This is a genomic window from Endozoicomonas sp. GU-1 (assembly GCF_027366395.1).
In the GTDB taxonomy this organism is placed as follows: Bacteria; Pseudomonadota; Gammaproteobacteria; order Pseudomonadales; family Endozoicomonadaceae; genus Endozoicomonas.
The window spans coordinates 5,274,047-5,296,603 of the sequence record NZ_CP114771.1; the positions used below are offsets into that span (position 1 = coordinate 5,274,047).

Annotated in this window: 18 protein-coding genes and 1 pseudogene; 6 read left to right on the top strand and 13 right to left on the bottom strand. The window is 47.3% G+C overall.

Annotated features, from left to right (window positions below; genetic code table 11):
• Positions 1–45: 45 nt before the first annotated feature.
• Positions 46–1,908, bottom strand: coding sequence for an F-box protein (locus tag O3276_RS22050; RefSeq protein WP_269673232.1), 1,863 nt, complete (start codon positions 1,906–1,908; stop codon positions 46–48).
• 323 nt (positions 1,909–2,231) lie between these two features.
• Here O3276_RS22050 and O3276_RS22055 point away from each other — a divergent pair, with 323 nt between their 5' ends.
• Positions 2,232–2,465, top strand: coding sequence for a hypothetical protein (locus tag O3276_RS22055; RefSeq protein WP_269673233.1), 234 nt, complete (start codon positions 2,232–2,234; stop codon positions 2,463–2,465).
• Positions 2,466–2,501: 36 nt separating this feature from the next.
• Here O3276_RS22055 and O3276_RS22060 read toward each other — a convergent pair whose 3' ends face one another.
• The 4 genes from O3276_RS22060 to O3276_RS22075 form a co-directional block, all read right to left on the bottom strand.
• Complete coding sequence (locus O3276_RS22060; protein ID WP_269673234.1) at positions 2,502–3,704, bottom strand: ankyrin repeat domain-containing protein; 1,203 nt, start codon at positions 3,702–3,704, stop codon at positions 2,502–2,504.
• Between the two features lie 145 nt (positions 3,705–3,849).
• A complete protein-coding gene (locus tag O3276_RS22065; protein ID WP_269673235.1) occupies positions 3,850–5,253 on the bottom strand; it encodes a hypothetical protein in 1,404 nt (467 codons plus the stop codon).
• A gap of 475 nt (positions 5,254–5,728) precedes the next feature.
• Entirely contained in the window at positions 5,729–6,052 is a 324-nt protein-coding gene (locus O3276_RS22070; protein WP_269673236.1) for a hypothetical protein, read from the bottom strand.
• Positions 6,018–6,263 (bottom strand): hypothetical protein, encoded by a 246-nt coding sequence (locus O3276_RS22075; protein ID WP_269673237.1) that lies wholly within the window; start codon positions 6,261–6,263, stop codon positions 6,018–6,020. The genes O3276_RS22070 and O3276_RS22075 overlap by 35 nt, the downstream gene beginning before the upstream one ends.
• Before the next feature lie 173 nt (positions 6,264–6,436).
• Here O3276_RS22075 and O3276_RS22080 point away from each other — a divergent pair, with 173 nt between their 5' ends.
• Positions 6,437–8,422 carry a hypothetical protein gene (locus tag O3276_RS22080; RefSeq protein WP_269673238.1) on the top strand — a complete coding sequence of 662 codons (1,986 nt, stop codon included), beginning with the start codon at positions 6,437–6,439 and terminating at the stop codon, positions 8,420–8,422.
• A gap of 102 nt (positions 8,423–8,524) precedes the next feature.
• Here O3276_RS22080 and O3276_RS22085 read toward each other — a convergent pair whose 3' ends face one another.
• Together O3276_RS22085 and O3276_RS22090 are read right to left on the bottom strand one after the other, a co-directional pair.
• Positions 8,525–9,601, bottom strand: a complete 1,077-nt coding sequence (locus O3276_RS22085) for a class II aldolase/adducin family protein (protein ID WP_269673239.1) — start codon at positions 9,599–9,601, stop codon at positions 8,525–8,527.
• An 18-nt stretch (positions 9,602–9,619) separates the two neighbouring features.
• A complete protein-coding gene (locus tag O3276_RS22090; protein WP_269673240.1) occupies positions 9,620–10,819 on the bottom strand; it encodes an amino acid permease in 1,200 nt (399 codons plus the stop codon).
• 157 nt (positions 10,820–10,976) lie between these two features.
• Here O3276_RS22090 and tnpA point away from each other — a divergent pair, with 157 nt between their 5' ends.
• Both tnpA and O3276_RS22095 read left to right on the top strand, forming a co-directional pair.
• Entirely contained in the window at positions 10,977–11,114 is a 138-nt protein-coding gene (tnpA, locus tag O3276_RS25965) for an IS66 family insertion sequence element accessory protein TnpA (protein ID WP_269676982.1), read from the top strand.
• Between the two features lie 132 nt (positions 11,115–11,246).
• Entirely contained in the window at positions 11,247–12,227 is a 981-nt protein-coding gene (locus O3276_RS22095) for a transposase (RefSeq protein WP_269673241.1), read from the top strand.
• 31 nt (positions 12,228–12,258) lie between these two features.
• Here the strand turns inward: O3276_RS22095 and O3276_RS22100 are convergent, their stop codons facing one another.
• Both O3276_RS22100 and O3276_RS22105 read right to left on the bottom strand, forming a co-directional pair.
• A complete protein-coding gene (locus O3276_RS22100; protein ID WP_269671929.1) occupies positions 12,259–13,293 on the bottom strand; it encodes an IS4 family transposase in 1,035 nt (344 codons plus the stop codon).
• A 306-nt stretch (positions 13,294–13,599) separates the two neighbouring features.
• Positions 13,600–13,869: a hypothetical protein gene (locus O3276_RS22105; RefSeq protein ID WP_269673242.1), complete on the bottom strand. Its 270-nt coding sequence runs from the start codon at positions 13,867–13,869 to the stop codon at positions 13,600–13,602.
• Between the two features lie 346 nt (positions 13,870–14,215).
• On the opposite strand from O3276_RS22105, the gene O3276_RS22110 reads away from it, so the two are divergent.
• Both O3276_RS22110 and O3276_RS22115 read left to right on the top strand, forming a co-directional pair.
• Complete coding sequence (locus tag O3276_RS22110) at positions 14,216–14,659, top strand: hypothetical protein (RefSeq protein WP_269673243.1); 444 nt, start codon at positions 14,216–14,218, stop codon at positions 14,657–14,659.
• 301 nt (positions 14,660–14,960) lie between these two features.
• Complete coding sequence (locus O3276_RS22115; RefSeq protein ID WP_269673244.1) at positions 14,961–15,725, top strand: hypothetical protein; 765 nt, start codon at positions 14,961–14,963, stop codon at positions 15,723–15,725.
• Between the two features lie 135 nt (positions 15,726–15,860).
• Here O3276_RS22115 and O3276_RS22120 read toward each other — a convergent pair whose 3' ends face one another.
• From O3276_RS22120 to O3276_RS22135, 4 genes and pseudogenes are all read right to left on the bottom strand, one after another.
• Positions 15,861–17,024 (bottom strand): DUF3322 domain-containing protein, encoded by a 1,164-nt coding sequence (locus O3276_RS22120; protein ID WP_269673245.1) that lies wholly within the window; start codon positions 17,022–17,024, stop codon positions 15,861–15,863.
• Positions 17,025–20,444, bottom strand: coding sequence for an ATP-binding protein (locus tag O3276_RS22125; protein WP_269673246.1), 3,420 nt, complete (start codon positions 20,442–20,444; stop codon positions 17,025–17,027).
• A complete protein-coding gene (locus tag O3276_RS22130; RefSeq protein ID WP_269673247.1) occupies positions 20,425–21,042 on the bottom strand; it encodes a DUF4194 domain-containing protein in 618 nt (205 codons plus the stop codon). Before O3276_RS22130 ends, O3276_RS22125 begins: the two co-directional genes overlap by 20 nt.
• Before the next feature lie 35 nt (positions 21,043–21,077).
• Positions 21,078–22,522: pseudogene (locus O3276_RS22135) on the bottom strand (DUF3375 domain-containing protein).
• Between the last annotated feature and the right edge of the window lie 35 nt (positions 22,523–22,557).

Here is a 22,557-nt window from a genome sequence, read left to right on the forward strand (position 1 = left end):
ATATTGGTAATGTCACCATCCGTATGACGGCTCAGGACCATCACTTCATGCTCTGATAGTGGATTGAAGTAGGCTTTCAGGATATCGTCTTGCCTGATAATCCCCCTTGAGCGGCCAGTCCTTTTGCTGACTGCGCCCCAGGATGCCTACCATTGTAAGGTTGCTAGTCAGCACATGCAGGCCAGACAGACTGAAGCAGGGTTTAGCGGTTGGGTTGCAGTCCCTGTTGATGGCTTGTATTGACCATTCGCCTGCCTGATTCTTCCCCCAGATATAGATCGTACCGGTTTTACAACTGACCAGTAAGTGGCTGTCAGACGGACTGAACTGCGCCTTATCTAAACGAGATTCATGTTTGAGCACTATTACTGAGTCATGCATCGCTGTTGATGGGGCATCCGGGTGCGACAGGAGAGGAGGATTCAGCCACCAGTCCGACAATTTTTCCGGTCTGGGCCATAGCTGCAAATTAGGGCCACAGGGGTATTTCTTGAACAAGTATTTACCGGTAGAGCTGAATTCAAGCAGTTTGAAGTCCGGGGAAATAATCGTCTCTTGCCATTCTCCCGAGGGTTCCGGGCTGAAAATAGAGACCCTTCCAGTTTTGGGTAAAGTACTGTAATAACCGACCAGAAGCTGATCCGCCACTGGGCTGAATCTGGAATAATCCATATACTCTATGCAAGTACAGGATGTTTCTAATATTATCTGCGCTGACCAGGCTCCACGATCATTCAGAGATAATATGGTTAATTCATACAAACCTTTCGGTAACAGATGCTGCTCCGATGGACTGAACAGGATTTCAACAATGCTTACTCCAGGGCAGAAGCCGCACACCTCCATTTCCTGCCACTGGTTATTTCCTTCCATGCGCCAGATTCTCAGAGGGTTGGACCTGCTGTAGGTCGCCATATAGTTCCCTGAAGGGCTGAATTGGACGACCTGATCGGACAGCATTATTTCTTCGCCAACCTCTTCCCAACAGCGGTGCGCCGGGTGCAAGGTATTAATGTAGCCCGCACTGCTGCAGGTTAACAGGCGATTTGTGCAAGCACTGAAATTTGCCGCGGTAATCACCCGACTGCCGCGGTTATCGGACCAATTCAGGGGCTGTTGTGCCCATTGCCCCCGGTCATCCTTGGCCAGAATTCGAGCGTCATTAAAACAACGACCATAAAACAACAGATGACGACTGGACGGGCTGAAGCGAACAGGATCAGGATCGTCAGAATCTTGTTGCACTGCTTCAGACGTGGGGAGAGTGACTTTAAATCGCGGAACCATACGATAAGCCGGGCATGGTTCCATCTTCCCCAGGGTGGTAAGGCACAGTAATGCCGACATCTGAGGCAGGTTGTTTATTACCCTGTCCCTGAACCATATCCTCCTGGCGTTCAGCGGTGCTGAATGATCAAATGGATGAAAGGGCAGGGATTTTTTCTGCCACCGGGCCGTTGGCTGGTACTGTTCCCGAAAGCTCAGGGGAAGTCGGGCAAAATAAGACAGTTCCTGGATGTATTTGTATTTTATGACCACATCCCGAAATGCCAGACAGGTTGCATTGACATGCCGAATATCATCGAATTCCAGGTAGTCAAAAATCATGACTAAAAGTTCAGGAGGAAGTTTGGTAATCGTTCTTTGCCACAACGGTTGTGTTTGCGGGCAGACCTCCGGGCATGCGACAGTGGGTGGGGATTTGGAGCGTATGGTTTTAGCAGGCGGATTTACAGGGCAATCCGGCACCTTGGAAAGGCCGGCAGCGGTTGCATAGAGAGGGTTGCTCACTGGCTTGTACCATTCCTGTCTTGGCCAGTGATTACCGGCAAGATCATTAGTTTCATGTCTTAATGGACAGGCCAAAGGCCGGGAAGTTTCCGGGCAGCTGCCAATAGGCACTATCATAAAGAGTGAGTTTGATCATCAAGTTGTGAATGTTTTCAAAATACGTGTTGTCTGCAATTCGGGGTGCCAGCATCTCTTATTTCCCAAATTTGTAGCGTGATATTGGTAATGTCGCCATTCTTGGTACGGCTCAGGACCACCACTTCATGCTCTGATAGTGGATTGAAGAAAAGCAGGGGGCCGGTCTTGCATTGTGCAAATGTCTTTTCTTATTAGTATAAGTTCAATGGCTGGTGCATCGACGTCAAGTGAAGCTAGGTCATTTGCAAGAACCTCACGATCTGCCTGAGCAAAAAGAGCATGGACCTTTCATAATCTTCAAAATGCCTGATCGGATTATGATGCTGGCGCAGGCGGGTAAACATGAGTTCGAGCTGCTCAAGCGCGTGGCAAAGATTGGCGGTTTTAGCCAGTGGCTGACATACTTCCATCGGGGCGGCCTCTCACTGGAACGGCGTCGTATTCCAGTAAGCATCATACCGGTGTTTGGCCGTTACCCTATACCAGGCCGGGCGAAATTTGTTGCTATGGGGCATTCCGTGGAGCGCAAACTCTGAAAAGACAGTCAGTATGCGACTTTCACCCAATCATTTTTAGATCTTTAATTGCGTTAATTCATCACCTCTCTTTGCATCATGCATTAATAATATTTCAATAATGCTATCACACCCTTTAATATAAGCAGTATCCAGTGGGGTTTGGCCATCTTTATCAGGTTGACTGACATCTGCCCCATGCTTTACAAGTAATTTAACCATCTCTAGATCTCCATCAAAAACGGCCCTCCATATTGGTGTTGAATGATAAATGCCTGATTTTGAGTTAACCTCAGCACCGCAATCTATCAGATACTCTGCGATATCAATATTTCCTCGGAACACAGCTTCCATCAAGGGAGTTTTGTGATGTCGAGTTGATCGTAAAGTATTTAACAACTCAGTGGTGACACAACTTTTCAAAGCATCCAGATTTCCTTCCTTTATAGAATCAAATATGGGGTGACGGCTCTCAATAGTTCTTAGCTCATAGTCTGTTCCATATTTCCCACTAATACATGCAAGGGCTAATCTATAGTCATGAAAATAAGACTGATGTTCAGTAAGAGGAATATAAGCTGCTTCCATATTACTAAAAAAGCTCCTGGCCATTAATTCAATATCACCATCAGTCAATTTATCCTCGTCAAGGCAAATTGTGGAATACTCAAAGTCAATAAATACGATTAACTTTTCTTGTGGGTTGAATAAAACATTATGAATATGGAGATCCAGATCAATGCAAATATTGTATGTGTTATGAAAATCCTTCAATGACATAGCCGCATCTATCGCAACATATTCATCAAGGGCCTGCCTTTCAACAGCACTCAATCTTGCAAGAGACTTATATGGAGGTGGGAAATACTCAATCGCAATCGCCCTCTGTAAATCAAGGCTGTCTTTTTTCTGCTCTGAATGTAGATCTTTATCCCCCTCTATAAAATCAAGAACCACATCGCTATCCACAGACTCTCCAACCATTCTTACGTAGCATTCACCGTAGAATTTCGGGATGTAAGTCGGCCACTCTATTTGCTTCTCTAAACAAACACTTTGAATGTGCCGATAAATTAACAATTCTTTTTGGTAGCTATTGAGAGTCATATTGTCCGGTTTTATGATAAGTCGAACCATTGATTCATTCTCGCAAACTCTGATATATCGACCTTTAAAGCCAGTGCTGATCAATTCAACAGTTTTAAAAATACTTTGAGTAATTTCGCATTTATTAAAGTTATTAATTGGAATCATATTCATCAGCAATTCCCGCAAAAAGGGAAAAAATAAAGATTTTCCCTTAATTGTCTCATTACTTTTTTGGACACAAACAAAAAACTCAGCACAAAATCTGATCCATAGGTTAACTTAAATTCACTGAAGAAAATGGGTTATTATTTGGTAACTATGCCGTATCAGGGAATAAACTCCGGATGCTGATCATTTTCCGTTTTGGCTGTTCACTTGGTTTCACTCGCTTGCCTTTCGGTTTTGGTTCAGGTGTACCCTGCAAGATCAGCCCCTTCATGAATAACACCCAGGAACTAACCACAAAAATCTCAAAAAAATTCCTCTGCTTTTCCCAAAAAATCTTTTTCCGCTTGTTAGCCTTCAGCGCTTCATTAAATAATGGGCAGGAAAGCTCAACAATTTGATCAATCAGAAAGGCAAGAAACATCAGACAGGCAAAGTTGCTTGCCAGATTCTCTTCACCATGACCATAGTTATGCTCAAGACTGTAACCCAAATTCTTCAGTGTATTGAACGTTTCATTTTCAATTAACCACCGTGCGCGTCCTCCTCGCATGATTTTCATGCAACACATATGGTTGTGAATGGGCAGGCTGGTTACCCAGCTATTGCAGTACTTTATTTTTCCATCCGAATCCGTTTCCACATAGTCGACATAATTGACCATAAAATCAGGATGTGACTTATTGAGTGGAACATCGTTTACGTAGCGAAACGAATGCCGGTGACCCCGTTTGTCGGTATAAGTGAACCGACGGACTTTGCCTTCCCGGTCCAGATCATCAACGGCTTCCAGTAAAGCCTCATGATCACTGTCCTTGGCAACAGTGATAAAATTGTGACCATAAGACCGGATGAGTTTAAGGGTTGGCCCCTTGGAATAGAGACCATCTAAACCCAGTACCAATTTCAGGTGGTAGTGTTCCCTGGAGAGATCTTCCAGAATGCGTTCAAGGGCACGCACTTCACAGTCATTTTTGGAAGCATCTTTTTGTTGAGTAATAGGTTCTGGCATTAACGGCAGAACTGTTTTCAATCCTGGCTTTACAAGACAGATCGCGGATAACTGATGATAGAAAACAGTTGTTTTTTTAGGATTGTCGGCGTTTTTTGTGCAACAGTTTTTACAATTGATACTCTTTGACGTAAAAGTTTGTGTGCCATCAATGGGAGCCAGGTAGCCCTCTTTAAAATATTGAAAATGTTTCAATTTCCCACGACGCTGACAATAAGCAAAAAGGGCGAGAAACAGTGGTCGAATATGCTTTGTCTTAACGTGATCAATTATTGATCTCAGATAGGTATCACAGGGTATATTTTGAACATGATATAAACTCTTGGCGTTTTCCTTGATAGTGGGCTGTTCACGTTTGTCATCGCAGGCCAGTAACGATGGATTTTTGTTATGAAAAACAGCAAGGGCATACATAAACAAATCGGAAATGGAAAAATTTGATGAGCGCCCTTTTTGTGAGCGAGGATCGGGAATCTCTTGAACTTGTTCAAAGACAAGATCAATGAGGTCAGTAGTAACCGAATGATTATGAGAGGTAGGCATAGGATACTGTGTTGCTATTTTGCCAAAAGCATCATCTATTTTAGACTGCGTAGCTGAAATTGTCCTGTAAGCTTCCAGACCTTGGGAACAGCGGGCTTTCAGTCGTTGTGGGAATTACTGCATATTCATTGCTCCACCTTAAAAAATAAAACATATGGAATATAATTAAAAAACACATACATATGCAAAATCACTAACCGAGTAGCAAGTTATCATAACATACACGATGTTCGACTTTTTAACTGACCTGAAAAGGCAAGACTGACTTTCTTTTCTGCTATAAGAATCAGTGGGTAGCAAGAAGGGTGCTCTCTCGATTTGATAACTGACTCATTCGTCAATTAAACCTTGCCTGATAATACGTTTGACCAAAGTTGTTCCCAGCGACCTTTACTCTGGATCAGAGACCTTGTCACCAATAGACTATGGACTGTAAATGCCGACGTTTGACCTTATCGGGATTATCAGGTTCCATTCAAGGCATGTCCGGGGGGAGATGATTCGATTTTGTCTGGGTTAGCTGCCGACTCTCCTTCTCCTTCATTTCCTTATACATCGATTTTATATAGGACTTTTTAAATGCTTTTTTGTCGGCTTCCCATGCCTTGCCTTTTTCGGTTTGGTGGAATCTGGTTTCGATCTCCCTGAGTGTTGGGGAAATGCGCAAATCTTTTTTAAACTTAACGCGCACCTTTTCAAGCGTAACGTTTTCAGATTCACCAGAGACAGAAGGATCAGTTGCCTGAGGAAGTCGTAACTCTTTATTAGTAGCTGGTGAATTGGATATTGAAAAAATCATCGATTGAAAGGGGGGGAGATGGTGTCTTCTGGTTAGTTACTTCCTGCTTCAGGTAGTTTTCACGGGCTGAAGTGGGTATTTGTGCAAAATAGCCAGCCAGTCGTGGCTGTAGACTCGAATCTTCAGTAGGTATGGAATTTTCTGAAAGAACCTGTTGGCAAGGTTGATTAGCGTAGAGTGCTGCTTTTGAGTCTGCAAGAACTCTGTCCATTTGAAAATTAACCTGTTGGTTTGTTGAATTGTGAAACTATAACTGACTAATCACTTTTTTCTGATAAAAGTTCCGCATTTCCCCAAATGTTTCAATAGCCAATCATTATCAATTGAACTTTTAGCCAACCAGGCAATCTAATAAGGAAAATTTGTATTTAGAGCTGATCGATTATGAATATTACCAAATCAAACCCTCAATTCATTCCCCAAAATCCATTGCTACCACAACCCGTTGGCAGCCAGGCAGTCAGGCGAATTGAGCGCAGTAACATAACGCCCATGGATCTTGCTAAATTCCTGCAAAACAGGAAAGTAATGGAGGTCCAAGAGATCGCTACAAAACTCTGCACGGCAGCGGATCCGGATCCTGGCTTCAGAATTAAAGCACTGAGAGAGCAGCTCAGGGTTTCAGGGTTTGCCAATATTGATAAGTCCAGTTGTCCTGGCGGCGAAAAGCGCCAGCTTATTACCGGGCTGCTCCAGCACCTCCAAAAGGAATTCCTGACTCTTGGGGAGGGCGTTGAAGGGCCTGAAGCGACAAAATTTTGTAAGCTTATCCGGGAACCTAACAGCTGCTTGAGCATGGGAATTGATTGCCTGATCGATGAAATCAATGTGCATAAGCGGGAGCAGGCAGCCGGTGAGCATGGTTTACCCGGCATGTCCGCTGGTCTTCCTTCAAGTGAGGGATTTCCTTCTGGTGATGGTGGTACCACCGGCCAGGCAATGAATCCTGATGTTTTTCAGCAGCTCCCCAGGGAACAACAAGCCCTTCATTATCCACCGGAAAATCCAGCCCCATCAGCGCCCCCTGCCTATGACGATGCGATGGCGGGGAGGCGGGCAAGTGAACTCCCTGAACAGCAGCGATGTAATAAAGGCCTTGATTTGTTTACCCGTCAGCTTGAGCATTACTCCCTGGACCCTTCCGGAACCGGGACTGCCATGAACAACATGGCTCAAATCCTGACGCGTATGAGTGGCCAGTGCACACAGCCGAAGACCACTACAGTGGCCAGTGGGGAGCGGTTAACTTCCCTCGCAGAGCAGGTCCGGATGACTTCAGTAAACGTATTTCGCAACGATTCCGTATCAACGGCCGATATTGGCGTGAGTGTTGTCGGTAACAATCGGGACATTCAGCCTGTTGTCAACGTTTCATGGCTAACGCTGGATAAATTTCCTGTTGAAGTTCAGGAACGTTTGCAGCTTGCGGGTATCGGGGATCATGGCAAAAAAGCTGATACGAATATACCCATCGTTCAGGTGTATCTGTGCGCCAGTAGTGAAAAGGCACTGGAAGGTGCTGAATTCACTGTGGATCTGCACAGCACAATCAGAGCGATGTATCTGTCGGAGTTCTCGCCCCGGGGCATGGATAAACTGATTCCCCTCAGTGTGGCGCTGCGTATGCCCAAAGGGCTGCATCAAGGTGCTGACTTTCATCATGCCGGCTTTGCCCTTCACGAGGTATCGTGGTTTGGAGGGGAACGGCCATCGTCTTCGAGAGCGCTTTTTTCCCATGGACAAGGGAGCAATGATTCAGAAAGGCACAACATTGGCATTCAACAAGTGGCACCCATACTGGAAGCCATGGGGGTTGACCGCAAAACGGCCATGTCCAGGGAGGCCGGACTGGCCATTCCCTTCGGGTTTACCTTGTTGAAACAGTCAGAGGATGCTTTGGTGCGAGAAGCAAAGGCGTCAAAAAATATGTTGGGGTCCAGAGAAATGTTTGATATCGGAAGCCTGTTTGGTGGGGCCAACTCTCGTGGAGGCACCTATCGTGGAGGCACCTTTCGTGGCGGCAACTTCCGTGGAGGCGAGTCAGCTGACGTGCCTGGCTACGACGAATTCGACTACCCTCCGGCAACTGGAAGAACCACCAGGGGGTTCTCCGTGCAGACTGATGGAGTTGAGCCTGAGGCCAACGAACCGATTACCAGTGGTATTAATCCCCTGGCATGCACAACGGAAAGAAAATATACGTTTGTAAATGATGGGGCACCAACGGAAGCTTTTGCATGGGTTGGTGGCCTTATCTGGGTGCAGACCGTCACCAGTTTACCGGGCATCGAAACCAGCGAAGACCTGAAACAATGGGTAGATAAGCAGAAAGTGGACCCATTAAATCCAGTGCTTCCGGGTATCTTGTAAAAATTATTCCGGGCTAAGTCACCCCAAGGCGGTTACCGTTTTTTTTTGGTACCGCCGCAGTGGTGGCAATAATGGTCGCCATAACGCCAAGAATCAGTTGCACTAATGATATCGGTTTAACGGATTAACCGAAAATAGAATATTGTGTAAGCTGTTGTCTAATGTATCTATTTTTTTTCTGTTTTGTTTGTTCAGGGTAACAATTAACAGGTGAGATCTGAAAACTTCTTCCATCTCATGGGTGATTTTTAAATTGGTAGATACAAAGTAGATGTTATCCTGGAACACCACGACACCTGGCAGAAAATTATTATTATGGATTTTAAAATCCACAATCTCCTGAGCCGATAACTCGTTCAACTCCACCGGCAGAACCGCATTATACACATATTGATCAGGATAACAGGGAGTAAAGAAAAAGGCCTCTTTGTCATCACGGTAGACCTGGTTGATGGTTTGGTCATTGGAACAGTGAGCTATGCACTGAATGCCAGTTATTGCGCTATAGAGTTCAGCAATTTTTGTTGCATTTTTCATGTGGCTGTAATCAACTGCAAAGTATTTTTCAGCAATAGCCATCATGTTTTCAACAATGGCCATTAACCCTTCGACAGTATCATGACCAACCATAATGCCATGATTTTTCATAAAGTAGAGATGCGGCTTCTCTGTGAGGCTTTGCATGTACTGGGCGAAAAGAATGGACACTTCCAGCCCGGGGGCGGCATACCCGACAAAACCGGCATTCGGGTATAGGTTTGATATGATTTTTTGGGCATCACGGTTTATCAACAGGGCATTGATAATGACAGGATGCAAATGCAGGGTGTATTTAAAAGGGAGGAGAGCATGAAGAAAGACTTCGGCGGTGGGTTTTATATCCGGCAACTCATTAGCTTCCCTGACCGCTTGATTGGCTATTTTAACACTCTCTTTCAGACTGTATTTTTTCAACAGGTCTTCGTTATCTAAAACGTCCAGTATTTTTTCACTGTCAACAGTTACATAACCATGATTCGATTCCGTTTCTGAAAGGACGCAACCCACTCCCTGAGAGACCAGCAGTTTGCCGTTATCCACTTTAGCCCCGGCATTCCCCCCGCCAGCCTGAACAAGGTCGAAGCGGCCACCGGCGTACTTGCAAAGTTTTACCAGGTCTTTAATAACATTATTTTTCATAATCATATCCTTTTGAAATTATGCATCATTCATGCTGTATAGCTCAGCGACTATCACCGCAATGGAAAAGAGAATAATTAACGTGAAAGCTATTTTTCCGCCAGGTAACTGATAACTGCTTTTGATACCCTTGTTTCTTCCGGCCCAGGGCAGTACGGCCGGAATGATGCCAAAAACAACAGCAGAAAATATTGCGGCATAACCAAGTGCCGTTAAAAATACAGTATCCAGCAATATGACTATCAGAGCAGGTGGCGCAAAAGTCAGTAAAGTCAGGGTAAACTTGCCGGGTTTGATATTGTTGGCCTGCAAACCATCCGAAATAAGATCAAATGTTCCCAGGGATACACCAATTAATGACGTGGCAATGGCTAAAAAAAAGAATGCCTTGAATATCAATACAACATTGCTATTGTCTGTGAACTCTGCCATGGCCCGTAAAATGCCTGTTGATGGGTCACCAGAGTGCAGAATGCTTTCTATACCGTTGTCACCATTAACAGGTATTACCCCAATGACAATCGTTGCCCATAAAATGTACATGATCAGTGGTATAAGGCTACCAACCACACAGGCAATCTTTATTTTTCTCACGTCACTGTGTAGATAGCTTCGCAAGGTGGGCACTATGACCAGGTAGCCAAAAGAGGCAAAAATAACCGGTAATGATAAGAATGGCGGGTTGAATGTTGTTATTTCCAGCCTGTCAGCCTCCACATAGGGCATGGAAATGAAGGCAAGAGAGATAAATATCAGCAAAATACCCATCACAAAAACGCGATTGATGTTTTCTGACATTCTAATTCCTGAATATATTAAGCCAGAGGCGATAGCCGTAATCACGACAACGGCTGTAGTCTTGTTGACGTCAAGAGAAAGAATATATGAGGAGTAGCCTGTTAACTCCCCCAGGCCAGACAAATAAGCAGCAAGAATGCAATATAGAAATAATAGGCAGCTTCCCCACCCTATGATCTCTCCGGGTCGCCCCAGAGTGACCGAGATCATCGTGATCAGGTTGGCACCTTCTCTATGCTGGAGGTTAGCCTCCAGCATAGAGAAGGCGATGACCAGTGAAGCAAGCCAGACGGTGATAAACATAAAGAGGGTTGCTGCAAACCCGTAAGTGCCTGTGGTTACCGGCAGCGCGATCATCCCGGCTCCAACAGTGGTTCCCGTGACCAAAAAAATGCTGCCAATCAGGTTGTTTTTTTCCATGATTTTTCTTTTTCTCTTCTAGTGCATCATGGACTATATCGACCGTGGTGGGCACATTTGCATTATCAGATCATTGGTAAGCGCATTCAAAACCCACGCCCAACCACTTTAATCTCCACTGCGAAATCATAAGCCTCCAGTCTACAAGGAGGCAAACATGTCTACACACTCCCTCAGAGAGAAGTGGCAACAACGCGTTCAATCCTGGCGTGATTCCGGATTAAGCCAGAGCACCTGGTGTAAGCAGCACGACCTCAGACCAAACCAGTTTTGGTACTGGAGAAAAAGAAAATAAGAAAATAAAGGACACCCAAAAAAGAAAATAAAGGACACCCAAAAAATTTGACTAATCGGCCACACCGTCTATTTTTCTCTTGGAGCCTCTTAAGGGTATTAAGGAAATCTATCCAGTAACCAAAAAAATGACATGACGACCGCCCGAAAAAACCTCATAGATTCAGCCAGTACGCCCTACTACCACTGCATGGCACGCTGCGTTCGCAGGGCCTTCTTATGCGGCAAAGACAATTTCTCAGGCAAAAACTATGAGCATCGCAGGCAGTGGGTGGTTGATCGGTTGAAAGCGCTTTCCGGTATTTTTGCCCTGGAAGTCTGTGCTTATGCGGTGATGTCGAATCATTATCATGTGGTGCTCCATATCAATAGTCAGCAAGCCAAAAAATGGGACACCAAAGCAGTCTTACAACGCTGGACGCAGCTCTTTTCAGGCCCACACTTAGTTCAGCGTTTTCTTGTCGGCGATCAGCTGGGCAAAGCAGAGTTGCTGCGTGTCGAAGAATATGCCCAGAAGTACCGAGGTCGCTTAATGGATATCAGCTGGTTCATGCGCTGTCTCAACGAATATTTAGCCCGGCTGGCCAATAAAGAGGATGAGTGCAAAGGGCGCTTTTGGGAAGGTCGTTACAAAAGTCAGGCTCTGTTAGATGAGGCAGCATTGCTGACTTGCATGGCCTATGTCGACTTAAACCCCATCCGGGCAAAAATTGCCGCAACGCTGGAAACCTCAGAACATACCTCTATTAAAGAGCGCATTGAGTCATACGACAGCGCAAACGGAAAAAAACAAAAGGCACACTTAAAACCGTTAAAAGCTCAGGGTCAAAACCCGAAACAGGCGATTCCATACCCACTCAGTAGCTACTTTGAACTGGTTGACTGGTCTGGCCGAATTGTCCGAAAAGGCAAACGTGGTCGTATCACTGACGATGTACCACCTATCTTGGAACGCTTGGGTATTGACCCAAAAGAATGGCTGGAGACTATGCGCGGGAATAATCGTTTTCACCGCGCAGTCGGCAAGCTGGCTTCACTGAAGGCTTATGCAGAAAGCACCGGAAAATGCTGGGTTCATGGGATGTCTGTGAGTGGTGCTCTCTACCCTGCCTGATCAACGTATTTTCCACTGTACACGACAATTTTCATGAGGCTCTCTCCCACCTGGTCTCAAAGAGCAGTGCTACAGCCCCAAATAGCTCTTCCAGCCACGTATCAACATGATTCAAAATCCGGGCAAGATAATCCAGCCCTGCTCGGAAGATAGATTGTGCTTTTCGCCCATGGCTTTTTACCTTGATGGGCGTTGTTTCATTTATCCACTCACCTGTCTTATATGCCCAGCAAAAGGCTAATGCCAGAGTGCATAGCAATTTCGATATTTTATCTCGATCCTTCAGATGCGTGTCCTCAAGGTTAAAGCCCCGTCCTTTCATAGCCTGGAACATGGTTTCTATCTGCCATCTCTGGAGATAGTCACTAATGGCACGCCAGGGTTCGGCGTTACAGATCACCACCATGGGATCGCTCCCTTTTTTGGAGGCGGCAAGGTATACCATTTGCCCCCAGACTTTTCGTGGCTGCCGGATTGCCATAGTTTCGCCTGTTGACAGTGAAAATATTCTGGTTACTGGCAGTAACCTGTTTTGATGCTTATTGGGAACAAGCGTATTGTTGGGAACTCTGATGCAGAAGGGCCAGTTACCATGAACCAGATATTTCAGCCATTGTTTTCCTTTAAACTCTCTATCCATTAACAGGCGCTGTATGGCTTGCTCAGGGAAAATTTTTCGGAACCTCTTCAGCAGCTCAACGCGTTCAGTCGTATTCGAGCAACCTTTTTTGGGCAGGAGTGTCCATAAAATCGGGATAGACATTCCCTTGTAGTTTATTGCCAGAAACAGGATGTTGATTTTGAATATTCCAAACATCCAGTTAGTCCGATCCATGCTGAGCTGCCACCTGCCTTCCGGGGCGAACAGACTGGCAATTAATGTGGCCATGATGCTTTCATCAAAAACCACCTCGAGAAAAAAACGCTGAATCCTTCGGTAACAGGAAAGGGTCTGCGACCTTCCGGGGAAGGTGGTTGCAAGACTTGTGAAGTTTACGGTCTGTTTTTCCAGCAGCCCAAGTACGAGGAAAGCAAGGACGTTCAGGCGACACTTGTTCCATTTCAAATAGGTTCTAAACTGCGTGATGAGTAAGTCGGCGGGTTCCATTGTCGTGGGTCTTTTGAGCTAAAAAACTCAAGATAGTGAATCCTGCTGGCTTACTCCTAATTTAATTTTTGTCGTGTACAGTGCGTATTTTCATTTACTTTAATGTGGCCAGAATTTTCTGAATGATCTTGTCTTGATAATGTCTTCTATCTGTCTGTTGCTGAGTACTTTTTATACGCTTCCTGTTTGGTATGAATGAGAAATTCTTACAATGATCAATACTATCATTTAAAAAATGAATAAATGACGTACTCTCTTCACTTTTTAAAAAATGGGTGTCCTTTTTATATGGCCTTTACTTTGCTTTTCCTGACTGGGTTTTGAGCGGTTTTTCTTTTCAGTAGAACGGCCAAAGACCATGTGTTTCATATGACTCAGCTGAGAATCGCGTTCTTTGATGATCGCCTTGAGTTGATCGACTTCAGCCTTATTATCTTTTTTCATCAAGGCAATGGTGGCCAGTAATTCCTGCTCACGAACCCGGGTCCGTTTCCACAGATCCCGGGTAGTGGTTGACCTGCCATTTGAGGTCAATGAACTCCTGCTTGGTCAAAGTGACTTGAACAAGGCTGAAAGGAGTACAGGATTGTTCTGAAGTGCATTCAGGCGAAGTGATTCCAAGCATCTATCAAGGATAGCTGAACAGGGCTATTGATGCTTGAATAATGGATTTAGCGAATGGTTAGGCTATGTTGTGCTTAAGGGTTGAAAGCGATTTATTGGGATAATCGTATGAATTAAATAGCTTACTGGAGTGCAAGAAGGGCATGAAAATGAGCATTTTAGACTCTTAACAGCCTAATAGTGTTGTTTTTAATGACCAGAACCAACAGCTAATTGGTACCATATTATCTTCAACCTTTAAGCACAACATAGCCGAATGGTTACTTTCGTTTTCCTTGACTTTATTCAAGAATCAAGACCTGACCCTCTCGCTTTTTCAGAACATACTTCTATTAAAGAGCGCATTGAGTCATACGACAGCGCAAACGGAAAAAAACAAAAGGCGCACTTGAAACCATTAAAAGCTCAGGGTCAAAACCCTGAACAGGCGATTCCATACCTACTCAGTAGCTACTTTGAACTGGTTGACTGGTCTGGCCGAATTATTCGCAAATGCAAACGAGGTCGTATAACTGACGATGTACCACCTATCCTGGAGCGCCTGGGTATTGACCCAAAAGAATGGCTTGAGACTATGCGCTGGAATAATCGTTTTCACCGCGCAGTCGGCAAGCTGGCTTCACTGAAGGCTTATGCAGAAAGCACCGGAAAATGCTGGGTTCATGGAATTTCTGTGAGCGGTGCTCTCTATCCTGCCTGATCAACGTATTTTCATTTACTTTAATGTGGCCAGAATTTTCTGAATGCTCTTTCTTATATTGTCTTGATAATGTCTTCTATCTGGCTGTTGCTGAGTGCTTTTTATACGCTTCCTGTTTGGTATGAATGAGAAATTCTTACAATGATCAATACTATCATTTAAAAAATGAATAAATGACGTACTCTCTTCACTTTTTAAAAAGTGGGTGTCCTTTTTATACTTTGGTCTATTTTTAAGGTTGCGTAATCATCTGCCTTATTACCCGAATACAGTTTTGCTTATAAAAGACGGGAGTATTTTAATGGATGGTATCAGTGGTGCAGTCGGACCAAATTGGTCATGCGATATCTGCAAAAAAGAAGGTTTTGCACGTCATGGTGGACGTTCGGTGGTTAAAGTATCGTGCAGTAAACGACATGAGTTTCATTTTGACTGTTTTTACCAATTGTCGCCACCGCGAAAAAGCACCAGCAATGATGAACTGATATGTACTGTTTGTAAAGAACCTGGCATAAGATTACTTCGTAATGGGGAAGACTTGGCCTCGGATATTTCTAAAAAAAATGATTACGATGATTACTATGTAATGGAAAAAATTAATGAGCTAAATTTAGACATTTTTAGTGAAACTTATACTTATGACAGTGGTAATGTATTGACCACGCCAGCTTCAAATGATAGTTCATCTGAAGCTACCACCCTGTCAGTTCCAATAAACTTCCATTTTTGCAAAAAAATAAATTGTGTTAATTTAGATTTCAAGGTAGAGGGGGCTGCTGAATTCGATATTGATAAAGTTAAAAAAGAGCTTGTTGTTAGGCTGCCACTATTTTTTGAAGCCAAAACAGTAAATGTAAAAAGTTCTGGAATACTTGAAGTTAGAGAACCTTTTTCTGAAATCCAGAAAGGAGTATTTGATTCATTCAAACTGGCGTATAATGGAAAATCAAGCATTTCAATATCTGGGAGCGAATTTTCTCTTGATGTTCTACATCCACTCATTATTTGGTATCTTACGAACAACGCTGAATATTACACTAAATTACTTTTACCTCAAATCAATTAAGGCTTAGTTTTAATTTTTCATTCGAGCAATTCACTTAAATCCATCAAACCACCTGCTCAGCTAACTCAAGCCCAAAAAAAAAAGTTAGGTGACAGGTCTTCCTGGCGAGAGGCGAAGCCTGAGAAAAAGCTGGGATCAAAGGGCATCCAACAGCCAACCATAACCGATACGCTCCTGCTCCAGACGCAGGTTTTTTCCGAAGGTGTTATCTTTCAGAGCCGCAAACACTGGCGATTCATCCGGGGTCAGTCCCGTCAGTTCACCGGTAAAACGCTTACTGTCCATTTCCTCTGTACACAGTGCCAAATGCGCTTGCAGGGTGGCCTCGTCCATCAAAAGGGAGCGGACTTGCGGAAAATGCTGGCGCAAACGGGAGAGAATGGCAAAACCGTGGGTGTCAATATCGCCCCAATAGATAATCTCTTTTTCCTTCAGCCAGCCAATGTAAGACAGTGACTGAATACCATAGCCCAGCCCAAAGATGACAATGGCATCCGGCACCGGTGGAAAGGCAAGACCATTGACCTTGTTTTCTGTGATAAACACCTTGCCGGTTCCCGGGTCTATAAATTGCGACACCGGAACCGTGATATCCGTCACCGGGCCGGGATGATCCAATAACCGGTAGCGCACCAGTGGCTCATCAAACCGCAGACCAAAGCGGCGTTCAAATCCGTTTTCTGCCAGACCGGCGATGGTCCCATCGAAATCCTCCGGTTCAAGGGCCAGGCTCAGCAACTCCGAAAGAATGCCCTTGTTATTTTCAATAAATTTGCTGTCAACACTCTGGATATCCAACTGGCGGATGTAACGCCCCGGTTGTGGGTTCAGCTGAAAATATCGGCAGACCTTCAGTAACCGTGGCCAGCTGTCAACCAGCTCCAGGGCTTTTAACGGCTTCTCCTGCAGCCAGGGCATTAATTCTGGCAGCTGTCGTCTGGTTGTGCCCGCCAGTTCATCAAACTGGCGAAAGGCTTTGATCTTGCCGATAAAACCCAGCCAGTCTTCCCGGTGTTCAAACACAATGCGCTGGGGCAGGCGCTGGGTACCGAGCTGTTGATGGTTGATGCTGCGATAATCCAGCCGATAACCACTGCCTTTTACCACCTTGCTATTGCTGTGCAACAGGGCGATCCAGTCCCGAACCTTGGCAAACTCCTGGCTGAGTACTTTGCCGGAAGGCTTGCGAAAAGTGATTTCCAGCGGGAACAGGGATTCCCCCTGCAACACACTTCTCAAAAACGCCCCAGAACTCCAGGGGCGCAGGGATTTTTTCTGCAGTTCGGTGAGAGTAATCATCTAGCTAATGGCGTCTGCCCTGTGCTGGCTTATGGTTTCTTGCAGCAGACGCTCCTGTTCCTGCTGTTTCTCCTGTCGGTATTGTTCAATGGTCAGATTCCGGAGCATCGAGTGGTTGCCACCCTGGTTATGAACAAAGTGGACAGAGTTCACATAATCTTCAATCACATGAATCTTCTGCAGGGGGGTGACAATCAATAATTGCAGATTCAACCGGCGAAACAGCTCCAGCCCGTAGCGGGCGGACTCGTCAGAACCCCGGCCAAAGGCTTCGTCGATCATCACAAAGCGGAAAGATCGGGAATGGTTTTCCCCCCACTCCAGCCCCAGCTGGTAGGCCAGTGCTGCCGCCAGGATGGTGTAGGCCAGTTTCTCCTTTTGGCCACCGGATTTGCCACCGGCATCGGAATAAAACTCTTTTTCCGAGTCATCTTCCCGGTAGCGTTCCGAGGCATTGAACAGGAACCAGTTGCGCACATCGGTCACTTTCCGGGTCCAGCGTTTGTCCAGCTCGCTCTGGCCCTCCCGGCCATTAAATCGTTCGACAATGGTTTTCACCTGCAGGAACTTGTTTTCCGCATAGGCATCATCGCTGTTATCGGCGGTCAGTGTATCGCCGAGGCAGTTTCTCAGGTCGATTTTGAACTGGTTGATCTCCGGGTCCCGGTGATTGTCCGCCACAAGTCGTATATAGGTGCCGTCGCTGTAGTCAATAGCGGCCAGGGAGCGGTTAATGGTGGCGATTTTATCCCGAATGGTTTGTTGCTGATGATCCAGCCAGTTCTGGAACATGGCCATGTTGTGGATGGTGCCTTCATTGAGCATCTGTTTAAACCGTTGCTCATGGCGGGGCAGGTCTTCCCCTTGCAGGGTTTCCAGCATGGCGGTGAATTCCGCAACTGAGCCCATGGAGGCGTCCACTTCCCGGGTTTCCTGGGGATAGGCGTTTTTATAGTCCGCCATCTGCCCGGTAATCCGGGCCGCCAGTTCCCGGGACTTTTTCTCCCGGCTATCCAGGCGATGCTGCAGCCAGCTGCGCATGGTGGATTGGGAGCTGTCGCAGTTTTCAATGGTGATTTTTTTGTCCCCCAGGGCTTCCTGTTCCATTTCGGCAAGCGTGGGAAAGCAGGATTCACGGGCGGTTTCCGGAAGCTCTGATAGCTGTTGTTCAGAAAACTTCAGCAGTTTGTGATCCTGTTTCAGCTTCTCTGCAGCGGTACCGGACTCCCTGGTCAGTTTACGCTCCTGTTGCTCTTTTTCACCCGTCGCCGCTTCACAACGTTCCAGGCGTTCGCGCAGGGTGCGAAGAATGTCGGAGCCCGTTTCCAGCTGCTGCTTTTCCTGTTCCAGGCTGTTGATCTGGATGGCCAGGGGCTGCCAGTTGATTTCGGCGAAGTCAGCGTATTTCAGCAGCAGCTTCAGATCTAACTGCCGTTGGTTCAGCTGGTTGATCTGCTGGTTAAACTGCATCTCAGCGCTGGCGGATTTCTGAATGTCGGCTTCCAGCTGTTTACGGGTGGCTTCCAGGGTGAAGATTTTTTCCCGGTTGCTCCAGCCCAGGACAAAACGGGAACGGTCATCAATACGGTAACGGTCGTCTTTTTCATGGCGGCTGCCGCCACTTTTGATCTGTCCGGCGGTGGTGATGGCCCGTACCTCCCGGCGGAAGTCCTCCAGCTGATCGCAACAGATATAGTCAAAGCGCTGGGACAGTTCATGCTCAAGCCAGCTGTAAAACTGGCTGTCGGTTTTGATCGAGACCTTGCGGCACAGGGAGCGCGGGTCAAGGGTATCGGCCGTGGCACGGGCGGGCTGGCGAACCCGGTAATAGACCAGGCGTCCCTTGAGGTGAGTGCGATCCACATAGTCGGCAACGGACTGGTAGTGCTCATCGGGCACCAGCAGGCTCAGGGCAAAATTATGGAGTACTCGTTCAACCGCCCCTTCCCAGTGTTTGTCTTCTTCACGGACCTGGAGCAGTTCACCGGCAAAGGGCAGGGTGGATTCCGGCAAGTTAAGGGATTCACTCAGGGCCTGACGAATGGCCAGGTTGCGGCTGGGGATATTGGACTGACGACTTTTCAGCGAGGCGATCTCTGCTTCCAGTTCATCGTGCTGACTGCGCAGTTTCTGGAACTCAACGCGGTGTTCCACTTGCTGGTTTTGCAGATCGGCCTGCTGTTTCTCCAGGGATTGCAGCCCGGTTTCTGCCTGCTGTCGGTTATGAAAAAAACCATCGTCGTCTGCAGGTGGGGAGAATTCCAGGATGTTGCACAGTGCCTGGTAATCATCACAGGCTTTGGCGATGCGGTTCCGCTCCCGCGCCAGTCGTTCCAGTTCCGTTTTCAGTTCACTGAGGCGCTGGCCGCCATTCTGGTCAATGGCCCGTTCCAGTTCGCGGCTGGTGGTACGCAGGTCATCAATGGACAGACGCAGCTCCTGCAGGCGGGATTCGAGTTTTTGCTGTTCCTGTTCCCGGCGCTGGATGCGTTCCGTCAGAAGTGTGATTTTTTTATCGGCAAAAAAACCGTACAGCGCTTCTCTGGACTGACGCAGGGCCGCAATGCTTGACTCAATGCTTTCATACTGGTTGCAGTTGTCAATCATGGGGGCGAGACGATCAATTTGCTGGCGAGCTTTCAGTACCGCCTCGTGCGCCCTGTTAAGGTTGTCAAACTGACGACTGAGTTCGTTGACTTTCTCTTCGGCATCGGTGCTTTCCAGCATGTGGCTGCGGACAAACTCGGTCAGGTTGCCCACGGATTTCATGGAGACGGTTTGGTAAAGCAGCTCCAAAGCCTGATCGTTGTCAATGCCCATCTGGCGACGGAACTCGGCCTGGTATTGGCTGAAACTGTCAAACAGCTTGATGTGCTCCTTTCGTTTCAACTTTTTTTTCAGGTCACCAATATCACTGCCAAAGCCGCTGAAGTGTTTGGCAATGGATAACGGTGTGCGTGCCACCAGATAGAAGCGCTCCGGCGTATTGCTGTTATCCCGGCTCCAGAATACCTGGGCCAGGGTGATGGTCTGGTCAAACCCTTCGTTGACAAAACGGGCCAGCAGGACGCTATAGCTGTTATGGTCCCGCAGGGCCACCGCTTTGGCGCTGAGGGTGTCGTCATCTTTGGCGCTCTTGTAATATCCGCGCACATAGGAGGTGAGGTTGCGCTCTTTGGTTTCCGCACCCGCCGCCTTGTTATAGGTGATTTTCTGGCTGGGGACCAACAGGGTGGTGAGACCATCCACCAGGGTGGATTTACCGGAACCGATATCCCCGGTCAGCAGGCTGTTATCACCACCAGGGGTGGCGACCCAGATTTTTTTGTGAAAAGTTCCCCAGTTCAGTACTTCCAGGGCTGCCAGACGGAAGCCAGCCCGCTTTGAGTTGTCGGAAAAATCAAACGAGTGTGTCTGCATGGTCCCGGTATACCTTGAGTTTGTCGTTAAAATCCGCCAGCCAGTCGGCATCCACCAGTGCCTTGATGATGCGTCGTACTTCCCAGGCGGGGGGATTGCCTGACAGTTTTTTCAGGAAGCCAAATTCGGCCACTTTATTGATGTGGGTATCGATCTGGTCAAACAGTCGGGCTTCATTGGCCCGGTCCGGCAGGAACACCCGCATCATCTCAACGATCTGTTCACGGTTCAGGATCAGCCGGGCATCACCACCGCTGGCGTCCTGCTCCACCATTTTTTTGCGCAGCAGTACGCAGAGCAGGCTGACCGGAAAACTGAGGGGGCGACGGGCCACCAGTCGCGGCAGCTTTGTCTTGTCGTCGTCTGCTTCGGTGGTCTCTTCATCCAGTTGCCGGAGAAAAGCGTAGCCTTCGGCCTCGTCCAGGATCAGGTCCAGACCCATGACCCAGACATAGTCCAATACTGGCCCATGAAGCTCTTCAAGTTGTTGCCATACCGCCGGATTCTGGTCCCGATAGACAACACCTTTCATCAGGTTGACCACAACGACACCCAGATTGGCGTTCCCCTGTGATGGGGCTGATTCATTCTTACTCATTTCTTATGACGAAGTTGTTGATGGGTAAAAGACCATTAACGGGTAAAAATCACCGAAGGCATCCACGCCGCTTTGGTGTTCCCGGTATTGTCCAGCCACTGAACCGCTTGATTATGTTCAGCGTTGATTACCGCCCGATCCGATTCAGCCGCGATATGTAAGTAGGCGACCACTTCACTTAATCCTTTTTTCACCGGGTAGAGTTCCAGCAGTTCTGCCAGGGTGATTTGTGACCGGGTCTGCAGGGCGAAGCGAATCTGGCTTTTCAGGGCCTGCTCATCCACATAGTGCTGATTATAGAGTGCGCTGGTGTCCACATCACCCTGACCCTCTTCCGGCACTTCATCAATCACCGGGCGCAGGGCGGGGCGGAACAGCCCCCGGCCCATGGGCAGCTCCACTTCCGGTTTTAATGGCGACAGTGTGGTGAACAGTTTATCCGGTGGCGGGTGCTGGCGAATGGTGATGGCATTCTGCTCAATATCCCGGACAATCTCCATAATCCGGCGGTTTTCCAGCCAGGCCTGGTCATCCAGGTAGCGGCGTAACTGTTCCACTAACAGGGCGCAGGTGCTGTTCACTTTTTCTCCGGCTTCCAGCAGACGAAAACGGATGCCGTCCAGCAAAGGGTCTTTGTCACTGTTGAGGCTATTGATTTCCGGCAGCCGGAGGACTTTTTGCAATGTCTCCTGCAATTCATCCTGGCTGACCGGGGACATCAGCCAGCTCCAAAAAGCCTTGAAGCTGCGCCCCTGGTCCGATTCGGTAATGGCATCCTGCTCGGAGAAAATAGTGTCCAGCATCTGGCCCTTACCGCTGCTGCTGGTGGTGATTCGCTCCCTGACGCCCCGGTCCAGTGCCCGGAAGTTCTCTTCCACCTGACGGAAGTCAGACAACAGTTGTCGTGCGGTATCTTCTGCCTGCAGGAATTTTTCCTTGATACGGGTGCCGTCGTGAGGGGTGACATGACCTTCACGCAGCTGGGCAATCTGTCGTTCAATGGCGGTCTTTTCCTGCTCTAATTGTTGAATGCGCAGGGTGGGGTCGGTTTCGGTCTCATCGGCAATCTCCCGCAGTAGCCGGAAAATGGTCAGCAGTCTGGACTCGGTGCCGACAAATTGCTTCTGCTCAAAACTGGCAATCCACTCAATTACTTTTTCGGTGGCGGGGGTCAGGTCAAACAGCGGTTCATCGCCCATACTGGCGGGTGGGTAGTACTTTCTTAAATACCCTTGTTCACCGGCAGACCAGTTGTTGAGATACTCCGCCCTTTTTTGGGGTAGCGGTTCTCCCCGGTGGTTTCCCGTAAATGGTGCAGGTAGTCGTCCAGTTTCGTGGCCAGCTCTTCTGCCGCCACCGAGCGTTGGTTGGTGGCAATAAAGGCACGGTGGAGGAAACTGATAATCAGCGGTGCGCTGTCCGCCTGCAACAGTCGCCAGGCCGGGTGGCTGCGCAGGCCCAAGATACGGTTGAAGTCCATGGGGCAGAATGAATAATAAATAGTGGTTGTGATGG

Coding starts and splice junctions, on each gene's coding strand:
- tnpA (WP_269676982.1), top strand. CDS start 10,977: ATGTCTACACACTCCCTCAGAGAGAAGTGGCAACAACGCGTTCAATCC.
- O3276_RS22130 (WP_269673247.1), bottom strand. CDS start 21,042: ATGAGTAAGAATGAATCAGCCCCATCACAGGGGAACGCCAATCTGGGT.
- O3276_RS22095 (WP_269673241.1), top strand. CDS start 11,247: ATGACGACCGCCCGAAAAAACCTCATAGATTCAGCCAGTACGCCCTAC.
- O3276_RS22085 (WP_269673239.1), bottom strand. CDS start 9,601: ATGAAAAATAATGTTATTAAAGACCTGGTAAAACTTTGCAAGTACGCC.
- O3276_RS22065 (WP_269673235.1), bottom strand. CDS start 5,253: ATGCCTACCTCTCATAATCATTCGGTTACTACTGACCTCATTGATCTT.
- O3276_RS22075 (WP_269673237.1), bottom strand. CDS start 6,263: ATGGACAGAGTTCTTGCAGACTCAAAAGCAGCACTCTACGCTAATCAA.
- O3276_RS22115 (WP_269673244.1), top strand. CDS start 14,961: ATGGATGGTATCAGTGGTGCAGTCGGACCAAATTGGTCATGCGATATC.
- O3276_RS22050 (WP_269673232.1), bottom strand. CDS start 1,908: ATGATAGTGCCTATTGGCAGCTGCCCGGAAACTTCCCGGCCTTTGGCC.
- O3276_RS22120 (WP_269673245.1), bottom strand. CDS start 17,024: ATGATTACTCTCACCGAACTGCAGAAAAAATCCCTGCGCCCCTGGAGT.
- O3276_RS22060 (WP_269673234.1), bottom strand. CDS start 3,704: ATGAATATGATTCCAATTAATAACTTTAATAAATGCGAAATTACTCAA.
- O3276_RS22080 (WP_269673238.1), top strand. CDS start 6,437: ATGAATATTACCAAATCAAACCCTCAATTCATTCCCCAAAATCCATTG.
- O3276_RS22110 (WP_269673243.1), top strand. CDS start 14,216: ATGGTTACTTTCGTTTTCCTTGACTTTATTCAAGAATCAAGACCTGAC.
- O3276_RS22070 (WP_269673236.1), bottom strand. CDS start 6,052: ATGATTTTTTCAATATCCAATTCACCAGCTACTAATAAAGAGTTACGA.
- O3276_RS22055 (WP_269673233.1), top strand. CDS start 2,232: ATGCCTGATCGGATTATGATGCTGGCGCAGGCGGGTAAACATGAGTTC.
- O3276_RS22125 (WP_269673246.1), bottom strand. CDS start 20,444: ATGCAGACACACTCGTTTGATTTTTCCGACAACTCAAAGCGGGCTGGC.
- O3276_RS22090 (WP_269673240.1), bottom strand. CDS start 10,819: ATGGAAAAAAACAACCTGATTGGCAGCATTTTTTTGGTCACGGGAACC.